10 protein-coding genes are annotated in these 9,997 nt (G+C 65.3%); 7 read left to right on the forward strand and 3 right to left on the reverse strand.

Going from position 1 to position 9,997, the window contains the following annotated elements; genetic code table 11:
* The first annotated feature begins 64 nt into the window (after window positions 1-64).
* The 7 genes from ABIB29_RS18695 (at window position 65) to ABIB29_RS18730 (ending at window position 7,622) form a co-directional block, all read left to right on the forward strand.
* Window positions 65-847 carry an electron transfer flavoprotein subunit beta/FixA family protein gene (locus tag ABIB29_RS18695; RefSeq protein ID WP_354174378.1) on the forward strand — a complete coding sequence of 261 codons (783 nt, stop codon included), beginning with the start codon at window positions 65-67 and terminating at the stop codon, window positions 845-847.
* A gap of 15 nt (window positions 848-862) precedes the next feature.
* The gene (locus ABIB29_RS18700; RefSeq protein ID WP_354174380.1) at window positions 863-1,828 is read left to right on the forward strand and encodes an electron transfer flavoprotein subunit alpha/FixB family protein; all 966 of its coding nucleotides are present in this window, start codon (window positions 863-865) and stop codon (window positions 1,826-1,828) included.
* 77 nt (window positions 1,829-1,905) lie between these two features.
* Window positions 1,906-2,760: a cytochrome b/b6 domain-containing protein gene (locus tag ABIB29_RS18705; protein ID WP_502915654.1), complete on the forward strand. Its 855-nt coding sequence runs from the start codon at window positions 1,906-1,908 to the stop codon at window positions 2,758-2,760.
* A gap of 36 nt (window positions 2,761-2,796) precedes the next feature.
* Complete coding sequence (locus tag ABIB29_RS18710; protein WP_354174382.1) at window positions 2,797-3,978, forward strand: thiolase family protein; 1,182 nt, start codon at window positions 2,797-2,799, stop codon at window positions 3,976-3,978.
* 54 nt (window positions 3,979-4,032) lie between these two features.
* A complete protein-coding gene (locus ABIB29_RS18715; RefSeq protein WP_354174383.1) occupies window positions 4,033-4,803 on the forward strand; it encodes an enoyl-CoA hydratase/isomerase family protein in 771 nt (256 codons plus the stop codon).
* 276 nt (window positions 4,804-5,079) lie between these two features.
* Window positions 5,080-5,445, forward strand: a complete 366-nt coding sequence (locus tag ABIB29_RS18725) for a hypothetical protein (protein ID WP_354174384.1) — start codon at window positions 5,080-5,082, stop codon at window positions 5,443-5,445.
* On the forward strand, window positions 5,442-7,622 hold the full coding sequence (locus tag ABIB29_RS18730; RefSeq protein WP_354174386.1) for a 3-hydroxyacyl-CoA dehydrogenase NAD-binding domain-containing protein: 2,181 nt from the start codon (window positions 5,442-5,444) through the stop codon (window positions 7,620-7,622). The genes ABIB29_RS18725 and ABIB29_RS18730 overlap by 4 nt, the downstream gene beginning before the upstream one ends.
* Before the next feature lie 35 nt (window positions 7,623-7,657).
* Here ABIB29_RS18730 and ABIB29_RS18735 read toward each other — a convergent pair whose 3' ends face one another.
* From ABIB29_RS18735 to ABIB29_RS18745, 3 genes are all read right to left on the reverse strand, one after another.
* Window positions 7,658-7,906 (reverse strand): hypothetical protein, encoded by a 249-nt coding sequence (locus ABIB29_RS18735; protein WP_354174387.1) that lies wholly within the window; start codon window positions 7,904-7,906, stop codon window positions 7,658-7,660.
* A gap of 251 nt (window positions 7,907-8,157) precedes the next feature.
* Entirely contained in the window at window positions 8,158-8,595 is a 438-nt protein-coding gene (locus ABIB29_RS18740; protein WP_354174388.1) for a DUF4913 domain-containing protein, read from the reverse strand.
* Between the two features lie 13 nt (window positions 8,596-8,608).
* Window positions 8,609-9,997: type IV secretory system conjugative DNA transfer family protein (locus ABIB29_RS18745; RefSeq protein WP_354174389.1), on the reverse strand; the 1,389-nt coding region annotated here is incomplete at its 5' end.

Genomic DNA, 9,997 nt, shown 5'->3' on the forward strand with positions numbered 1-9,997 from the left:
GAGCTGCCCGCTGGGGCAGCTGCCCGGGCGAGATCTGATGTAGACGGAATGGGAGGACAGCACGTTGAGGATTGTCGTATTAGTGAAGCAGGTACCGGACACGGACCAGGAGCGCCGGCTCGACCCCGCGTCAGGGGCCATCGACCGCGCGACGGGCGGAAACGTCGCCGATGAGATCAACGAGCGAGCTCTGGAGGTGGCGCTGCGCCACAAGGACTTGCACCGGGGAACGGAAGTCGTTGTGCTGTCCATGGGCCCGGACTCCGTGACCAAGGCCCTGCGCAAGGCCCTGTCGATGGGAGCCGACTCGGCGGTCCACATCCTCGACGACGCCCTGGCGGGAGCGGACGTCGGCCGGACGGCTGCGGTCCTCGCGGCGGCCGTGAGAAAGACCGGCTTCGATCTTCTGATCGGGGGCAATGAGTCCACCGACGGCCGCGGTGGGGTGGTTCCGGCAATGGTGGCCGAGCATCTGGGCCTGCCGCACCTGAGCTTCCTTAATTCAGTGGAGATCGCCGAACACGGGGTCACCGGTGTGCGCGGCACGGAGGGGGGAACTATGGGCGTGAGCGCCCCGTTGCCGGCTGTTCTTTCCGTGACGGAGCGCTCGGCGGAAGCCCGTTTCCCGAACTTCAAGGGGATCATGACAGCCAAGCGCAAACCGCTGGACGTCCTTTCCCTCGCCGATCTGGGCCTTGACCCGGACACCGATTTCACACGTCTGGGCCGCTCGGTTGTCCTGGCCACCACCGCGAGCCCGGTGCGCACCGCCGGGAAAAAGATCGTCGACGACGGAAACGCAGGCGCCGAGCTCGCGGAGTTCCTTGCTGCCGGCCGGCTGATCTGAGAGAGGAACTACAAGATGGCAAACATACTGGCTCTTATTGAAACGTCGAGCACCGGTAAGCTGCTGAACACGGCCCCCGCTCTGCTGGCCGCCGCGGCCAGGCTCGGCACCCCGGTGGCTGTGCTGACCGTGGCGCCCGGCAGCGACGGCAGCCTCGCAGCAGAACTGGGCGCCCTGGGCGCGGCGCATGTGTATCTCGCGGAAAGCGAGCAGCTGGACAACTTATTGGTGGGCCCGCAGCTCGAGGCCCTGTCCGAGGCCGTATCCGCGCTGGATCCCTCGGCCGTTGTGGTCGCAAACTCTGTCCAAGGCCGAGATGTTGCCGCCCGGCTGGCTGTCCGCACCAACGCCGGGCTCATTCTTGACGCCGTCGATGTGCGTTCGGACGGCGGGCGAATCGCCGCCACCCATTCGGTGTTCGGCGGATCCTACGCGGTGGAGTCCACCGTCGAGGGCGCGCTGGCCGTTGTGACGGTCCGCCAGGGGGCAATCGAAGAGCGGGCTACACCCGCGACTGCCACGATGGCTCGGCTGACTGTGGTCGCGGATACTGCATCCTCGGGTGTGATCGAATCCGTCACAGACGCCGCTCCGGACGCGGAACGTCCGGAGCTGCGGGGGGCGGCGAAGGTTGTTTCCGGGGGGCGCGGACTGGGATCGAAGGAGAATTTTGGCCTCGTCGAACAGCTCGCCGACGCACTAGGGGCGGCCGTGGGCGCCTCTCGCGCAGCCGTGGACGCCGGATACGTGGGCCAAACGTCCCAGGTGGGCCAAACCGGTGTCACCGTCTCACCGCAGCTGTATATCGCGTTGGGTATTTCCGGGGCCATCCAGCACCGGGCCGGGATGCAGACCGCGAAAACCATTGTCGCGATCAACCGGGATGCGGACGCCCCGATTTTCGAGGTCGCAGACTTCGGCGTCGTCGGTGATGTCTTCACGGTGGTGCCCCAGCTGATCGAAGCGATCAAGGCCCGATGATGCTGACCAGACCGATTCCCCCACAGGCCAGCAGGGCTGCGTGGTTCAAGCCGGCCTGGACTATCCTGGCTGCCCTAATGATCCTGCTCGCACTGGTCCTTGCCGCCATATGGATGCGGGAGCTTGCGGGCGTCCAGGCGTTCCTGGCCCAGTTTCCCGGGCATTCCCCACTGCCCGAGGCCGCGCCGGTTGGTCTGCCGGCCTGGCTGGGCTGGCAGCATTTCCTGAACGCCTTCTTCATCATGTTGATTGTCCGTTCGGGCTGGCAGGTGCGGACCACCGCCCGACCCAAGGCGTACTGGACACGGAACAACAAGGGGCTGATCCGGACAACAAAGCCCCCGTCGAAGATGAGTCTGGACCTGTGGTTCCATCTCAGCCTCGATGCCCTGTGGGTACTGAACGGGGCCGTGTTCTTCGTACTGCTCGCGCTGACCGGGCAGTGGATGCGCATTGTCCCGACCAGCTGGGACGTGCTCCCGAACGCGCTCTCGGCCGCCATCCAGTACGCGTCCCTGAACTGGCCGGTGGAGAACGGCTGGGTCAATTACAACAGCCTGCAGCTGCTGACCTACTTCGTGACCGTTTTCATCGCGGCCCCCCTGGCGCTGATCAGCGGTCTGCGGATGTCCCCTCTATGGCCGACGAAAACCGCCAGGCTCAACAGCATGTATCCGGTGGAGGCGGCCCGGACGATCCACCTGCCGGTGATGCTGTACTTCGTGTTTTTCGTCGTCGTGCACGTAACGCTGGCTTTGGCCACCGGAGCGCTGAAAAATCTCAACCACATCTACGGGGCCCGCGATGACGGGAACTGGATAGGTTTCTGGATCTTCGCTGCCTCCCTGGTGGTCATGATCGGCGCCTGGTTCCTGGCCCGGCCACTGTTCCTGCGCCCCATCGCCGCCCTGACCGGCTCTGTCACCCGCTAACACCCCCACATCACCAGACGAAGTTAGGCAATTCTCATGACTGCAGAAAAGATTGTCCTCCTCGACGGGGCGCGCACCCCGGTCGGAAGTTTCGGCGGCATGTTCAAGGACGTTCCCGGCTTTGAGCTGGGAGCCACCGCCGCCAGAGCGGCCCTGGAACGCTCCGGGGCCCATGCCGCGGACATCGAGGAAGTCGTCATGGGGTGCATCGGGCAGGTCGGTCCGGACGCCTACAACGCCCGTCGCGTGGCGCTGGCTACCGGCCTCGCCCCGTCCACACCGGCCTACACCGTGAACCGGCTCTGCGGCAGCGGCCTGCAAGCCATCTGGTCAGCGGCCATGCAGATGCGTTGGAGCGGGGCAGGATTCACGCTGGCCGGCGGCAACGAGTCAATGACCCGGATGCCGTTCTACGACTTCAACGCCCGCTCCGGCTACCGTCTCGGTAACCGCCCCCTGGTGGACGGAACGGTGGCCATGCTGACTGATCCGTTCCAGAACATCCACATGGGAGTCACCGCAGAGAATGTTGCCCGCAAGTACGGCATATCCCGGCAGGACCAGGACGAATATGCACTTGAATCCCAGCGCAGGGCGGCCACGGACGCCGCCCGGGCAGCGTTCGCGGAAGAAATCACCGCTGTTCAGGTCGGCGGCCGCCATCCCCACACCATCGACACCGATGAGCATCCCAAACCGGAGACCACCCTGGAGGTCCTCGCCGCGCTTCGACCGGTCTTTAATCAGACCGGCACGGTGACCGCCGGCAATTCCTCCGGCATTAACGACGGCGGGGCCGCCGTCGTGCTGGCGAGCGGTAGCGCCGCTGCCGAACGGGGTCTGGTCGGCCTGGCCACCCTGGAGGCGGTCACCACAGCTGCGTTGGAACCGGGGCTGATGGGGTACGCGCCGGTGCTTGCGCTGGAGAAGCTCTTCGCGCAGACGGGGACCACTCCGGCCGATATCGACACGATCGAACTAAATGAAGCCTTTGCCGCCCAGGCAGTCGCGGTGATCCGCGATGCGAAGCTGGACCCGATGCGGACCAACCCCTATGGTGGCGCCATCGCGCTGGGGCATCCCGTCGGGGCGACGGGGGCAATCCTCAGCCTGCGAGTGGCCAAGGATCTGGTGCGGCGCGACCTCGAACTCGGCGTCGTCACCATGTGCATCGGCGGCGGTCAGGCCCTCGCCGCCCTGTTCCGCCGCGTCTCCTAACCAAACCCCCACCAAATACGACTAGCCGCACCCGCGGAGCGCAGAAGGATCCTCATGACATCCGATCAGATCACGGTGGAACGTGACGGCCCGCTGCTGTGGCTCACGCTGAATCGCCCCCAGGAAGCCAACGCGTTGACCATCCAGCTGGCCGAAGAATTCTGCACTGCGATCTGCCAGGCCGAAGCTGACCCTGACTGCCACGTCCTCATACTCCAGGGCGCGGGCAGATTCTTCAGCGCCGGCGGCGACGTGGCCGGAATGGCAGACGCTGAAGACCCTGCCAGCTTCCTGAGAACGCTTGCCGGAAACATGCACCAGGGGCTCCTGGCCCTGGCTCGGTCCCGCCTGGTGACAATCGCGGCGGTCCGGGGACCGGCAGCAGGCGCCGGTCTTGGACTGGTACTGAACTCCGACTTTGTGCTCGCCTCCGGCGCGGCGTCCTTCCTGAGCGCCTACGGCGGAGTCGGACTGACCCCGGACTGCGGTGTTTCCTATCTATTGCCCCAGATGGTGGGCCCCCGCCGCGCAGCCGAAATGAGTCTGGGCGGTGCGGTGGCTAGCGCACAAGACGCGCTTGACTGGGGTCTGGCCACGGAGCTGGTCCAGGACGCGGAGCTGCAAGACCGGGCCAGGCAGCTGGGGGTCCGGCTCGCCGGCGGAGCAACCCAGATACTGGGTCCGACGAAGCGCCTGCTCAATACCGGGAGGCTCGCAACGTATGCCGAACATCTGGACGAGGAACTCCGGGTGATTTCCTCAATGATCGCCCACCCCGACACAAGGGATCGGATCGCGGCCTTCGCGGAACGCCGCCGGGCCTGACCGGACGATGCACCAGGATCGCACAGTCCATTGATGCCAACGCCGGGGACCGGCTCGGCGGCAACGGCATCCTGCTTGCCAGCCGGGTCGCCCGGCATCGGGCGGACCTCGAAGGACCGCGCACACCTATGAGGGTCATGAAACGGCCCAGACCCGGTCGTCGGCCGCGCGCCATCACTCGTCTTTCTGCCTTCACCTGAGCGGATGACCCGCAGACCGCCAACCGCCGTCGCACCTCCTTTCCCTTCACCGATTCCGTCCGTAAGGTCATCACCCATGAGTCCAAAAAACAGAGTCCCCTTCATTCTCGGCGGGGCCCCGACCGCCTTCGGCCGGTTCCGCGGCAGACTTGGCCCGCTGTCCGCCCGCGACATGGGCGCCCACGCCATCGGGGCGGCCATGTCGCGGAGCGCGGTGGGCCCGGAACAGATCGGCGCCACTGGCGTTAGGCGGCCCACAGGACCCGAAATTGTCAACGCCGACGGCAGGGTCATTGCCTTGGAGCACACGATCGGCGCCTTCGTCGACCAGCCCATACTGCACCAGACCGCAGCCCTCCATCGCGCCCGAGGCAGGACAGCCGTGGTCGACTTGTGCGGCGACCGTCAGGGCGACCTTCTGCTGCTCCGGGGCGCCGAATGAACGCGCCGGACATCGCGGAATGGGCTGAGTCCCTTTCCGGTGAGAACTCCACCCATGCCCGGCTGAGGGAAATTCGGCTGCCCGGGGCCGGCCTCTTCGCCCTGATCACGATCCTGAACAGCAACGACCGGAAGCCCGCCACCTTCAGTCCCGGGTCGCTGCTGGAACTGGGCACCCTTCTGGAAGGAGTCAGGAAGCGGACGACCGCGGGGGAGTTCGCCGGCGTCGGCGTCACCGGGCAACACCGCTGCTTCGTGGCGGGCGCGGACCTGATAGCCATGAGGCGGCTCGAGGATCCGGAGTCTGGCCGCCGGATGGCGCGCCTGGGCCATGACGTCTTCGGCATCCTCGACGACATGGATGTGCCGACCTTCGCCTTCATCAACGGCGCGGCCATCGGCGGCGGACTGGAACTCGCCCTGGCCGCCGGCTACCGCACCATCTCCGCCGGTGCCAACGGGATCTCCCTTCCCGAAGCGTTCCTGGGCCTGATTCCGGGCTGGGGCGGGGTCTACCGGTTACCCCGGCTGATCGGCCCGAGCAACGCGGTCAAGGTGATGGTTGAGAACGCGCTGGCCAACAACAAGGTCCTCGACGGCACGGCCGCCTTCGAGCTCGGCATCGCCGACACCGTCTTCGCCCCCGCGGACTTCCTGGAACAATCCCTGGCCTGGGCGGCCACAATCATCACCGCAGACCCTCAGGTTCTGAATGCCGTGGCGGCCCGCCGCCAGGAGAAAGCCGACTACACCGGCGCCGACTGGGGCGCCGCCGTCGCCGCCGGCAGCACCGTGGTCGAGACCAAAACCTCCGGTGCCGCACCGGCACCCGGGCGGGTGCTGGACCTGCTCGAAAAAGGCCAGCACCTAACACAGCCCGAATCCGCGGATCTGGAAGTCGACGCCCTGGCCGAGCTGATCCAGACCCCGCAATTCAAGGCATCAATGTATGCGTTCCTAGACCTGCTCCAACGCCGCGCTAGGAATCCCGCGGGCGCCCCGGACCCTGAGCTGGCGCGCTCTGTCACCAAGGTCGGAGTCGTCGGTGCGGGACTAATGGCAGGCCAGCTGGCCCTGCTCTTCGCCCGGCAGCTTCAGGTGCCGGTGGTGCTGACAGACATTGACCGGGCCCGAGTGGACAAGGGCGTGGACTATGTCCACGCCGAAGTCGCCAAGCTGCTGGCCAGGCAGCGCCTGACTCCCGAGGATGCTGCCCGCATCACGGAACTGGTTACCGGATCGGTCTCCAAGGAATCCTTCGCCGACGCGGACTTCGTCATCGAGGCCGTCTTTGAAGAACTCGCCGTCAAAAAGCAGGTCTTCGCAGAGGTTGAAGCCGTGGTCCGCCCCGACTGCATCCTCGCCACCAACACGTCCTCGCTCTCGGTGACACAGATGGCGGCCGGTCTGCTGCATCCGGAACGGGTGGTCGGCTTCCATTTCTTCAACCCGGTGGCTGTCATGCCGCTGCTGGAAATTGTCCAGGCCCCCCAGACCGGTGAAGAGGTGCTTGCCACGGCGTTCGTGCTCGGCAAAGCACTGAACAAGGCGACCGTGCTGGTCCAAGATTCCGCCGCCTTCGTGGTCAATCGGGTATTGCTGCGGCTCATGGGCGAAGTGGCTACCGCCTTCGACGAAGGCACCCCCGCCCAGGTGGCAGACGGCGCGCTCAGGCCCATGGGGCTGCCCATGACACCGTTCACCCTGTTGGCCATGATCGGCCTGCCAGTTTCCCTGCACGTGACACGGTCCCTGCACGCCGCCTTCGGCGACCGTTTCCCCGTCTCGGCGAACCAGCAGACCCTCATCGATAACGGCATCACCTCTGTATGGGCCGTGAACACGGACGGGAGCCGATGCGTTCCCGCGGCAAACCTGGACCTGCTGGACTTCGGGGTTACCCCCAGCAGCTCGGAAGAACTGCTGGTCCGGGTCCAGGACGCCCTCGCCGAAGAAATTGCGCTCATGCTCAACGAAGGCGTCGTCGCCAACGCCCAGGACATCGACCTGTGCATGCTCGCCGGCGCGGGCTGGCCCCTGCACCTGGGCGGCATTACCCCCTATCTGGACCGGGTAGGCGCCTCCGAAAGAGCCAACGGATGCCTGTTCCACCCGGCCTCGAACCAGACACTGCCGGATCCCCGGCAATCCACCGCACCCGCGGAGGCCTCGCCGTGAACGTGTTTGGAATGCGGAGCCGCGGACACCTCATCTCACGGCGCCACTGAATACGTCCTGACCCTCGACTGCCCGAAACGCGGAAAATCGTCCACGCAGTTTCCGGATTCCTGCTGGAGCAAGGCAGCGACGCCATGGTCGGCATCAACGTCGCCGAAATTCCGCAGCCGCACCGCCTCGCCGAACACGGCTGGTAAATGAGCCACTCTGAAAGGACCGCATTGAAAACCCGCCACCACGACTGGTTCCACCTCATCGGTGCAACGGTGGAAATCAGGCTCCAAGGAGAGACTGTCCGCACAGGACGGGTCGACCACGCCACAAAAGATTCCAACATCCTCTGGCTCGCCCAGGAGGGCAATAGCCCGCGGAAAATGATCGACAAAGCCGAAGGCTACGAAGCATGGGCCGTCTCAGCGTCGCTTCGTTGCCTTTGGCCAACTATGTAGGGGGACTGCTGAAGGTTTGATTGACACTTTGACCTGCCTCAAGCTGTCAATCAAACCTTCAGCAGTCCCGATACCTAGTATCTGTTCTAGGTAGCTTGCGTCCTTGCGTCGCGGAACCAGCCGTCGGGTGCTTTCTTTGGTTCCAGGTGTTCGGGGTCGCGGTGTTCTTTCATGTCGCAGTTGTAGAACGGTCCCTGTGGGTTCAACAGGACGCCCATGTGGTGGTCCGCGTGATCCCGCCACCAGACGCTCATGCCGGTGGCCGGGTCGAGGCGCAGGTGCTCCCAGGATCGCCAGAGGGCCGCGACGCGGGAGACGGCTTCGGGGTGGAAATACCACTCGATGCACCACTTTGCGGTCTTGCCGGTGACGCTGCGGACGTATGTCGGCAGCAGCTGCTCGTGAAGGAACTCCTCGGCCGTGCCGTAGACGAGCTCCGGCGCCTTCTCCGGCTTGCCGCCCTCGCCCGCGCCGGGGTTGGGTGCGGGGGTGTCCGTGTCGAACAATCCGAAATCATCTGCCATGGCTTTTGCTTCCTTACCCGGTGACCCAGGGATTAGAGACCGAAGCGGAGGGCACCAGGACGGCCTCCGGTTCCTCCGGGCGGGGGCTGTACTTCTTGATCGATGCCTCCACGGCGTCCTTGTGCCGGCCGGTGTACCAGGGCATGGTCCGGACCAGCGTGGCGGGTGCACCCGATGCGAGGACCACGGCGCGGCCACGGTCCAGTTCAGCGAGGTTGGAGACATCGAAGATGCGCTCCTTGCCCTCCTGGCGGGAGCGGCTGGAGCCGGACTTACCGGAGGAGACGGAGACGTTGGTATAGCTGTAGTCCCCGATCAGATCCGAGAGCGCCCGCAGGAAGCCTTCTTCAGCGACGCCGCCGCCGTAGACCTTCACGTTCGCGGCCGACCAGATTTTTCGCATGTTCGCTTCGCCCCACAGTTCAACGCCCTGTGACCAGGACTGCAGGATGCCCATGACGATCAGGCCCTTGGAGCCGTAGTGGCTGAACTGATCCGGCAGGGCTGCCCATCGGACGACGTTGGCCAACTCATCGAGGGCGAACAGTGCAGGTTTGGGCAGGCGGCCGCCGCTGCGCTCGGCCCGTTCCTCCATCGCCTCAGCGATCGCCACCGTCAACGCTGTGGTGAGCGGGGAGGCTGAGCCGGCCCCTTCCTTGGAGAGGATGTAAATCGTTTCCTGGGACGCGGCGAAAGCATGCGGGTTGAACTGCCGGCGGGCATCCGTGGCCACCGTCGCGCCACCTGTCGGAGCGACCCAGCGCAGCGTGTTCCTGCTCTTGAGGCACTGGATCATCTTTTCGGCGGTGCCGAAGATGCCGTCGCGCTGTTTGTCGGCCAGTTCCAGCGTGGACTCCAGGCCCTTGTACTGCAGCTCGTAGTCATGCTCTTTCAGGATGTTGATTGGCTCCCGGTTAACCTGCTCCGTCACCCACAAGTAGACCTGCGTGATGGGCCGCTCCCCGAGCGCGGCCGCGAGGAAGTACGAGGAGAGGATGTCTTCCGCTTTGGGGTCGAAGTAGGCATCCGGCTTGGACCCCGGGCCCCTCGAACCAACCGAGAAGTGCTGCGTGAGCTTGTAGGCCTTCTCTTCGTCCGTGACGTAGGAGAGCGGGTTCCACCACCACTGCGCTTCCTCCTGAGCGATCTTCTGCGGATCGAACACCCACACAGGGGCCGTGAGCTCGCGGACCCCCCGGGTACCGTCCACCACGTCGCGTTTGTTCGACGTGGAGACGACAGCACCGGGTGCGTCCAGGATCGCGGGCATGACCCGTGAAGTCGACTTACCTGTACGAGGGCCCCAAATATCGAGGCTGAGGTCTTCCCAGGACTGAATGAACGTCTGGCTCGTGGAGACGACTTTGCCGACGACGATGCCCGGAGTGCCCTTCACGCCCAG

The organism is Arthrobacter sp. UYEF36 (assembly GCF_040547025.1).
Classification (GTDB): Bacteria; Actinomycetota; Actinomycetes; order Actinomycetales; family Micrococcaceae; genus Arthrobacter.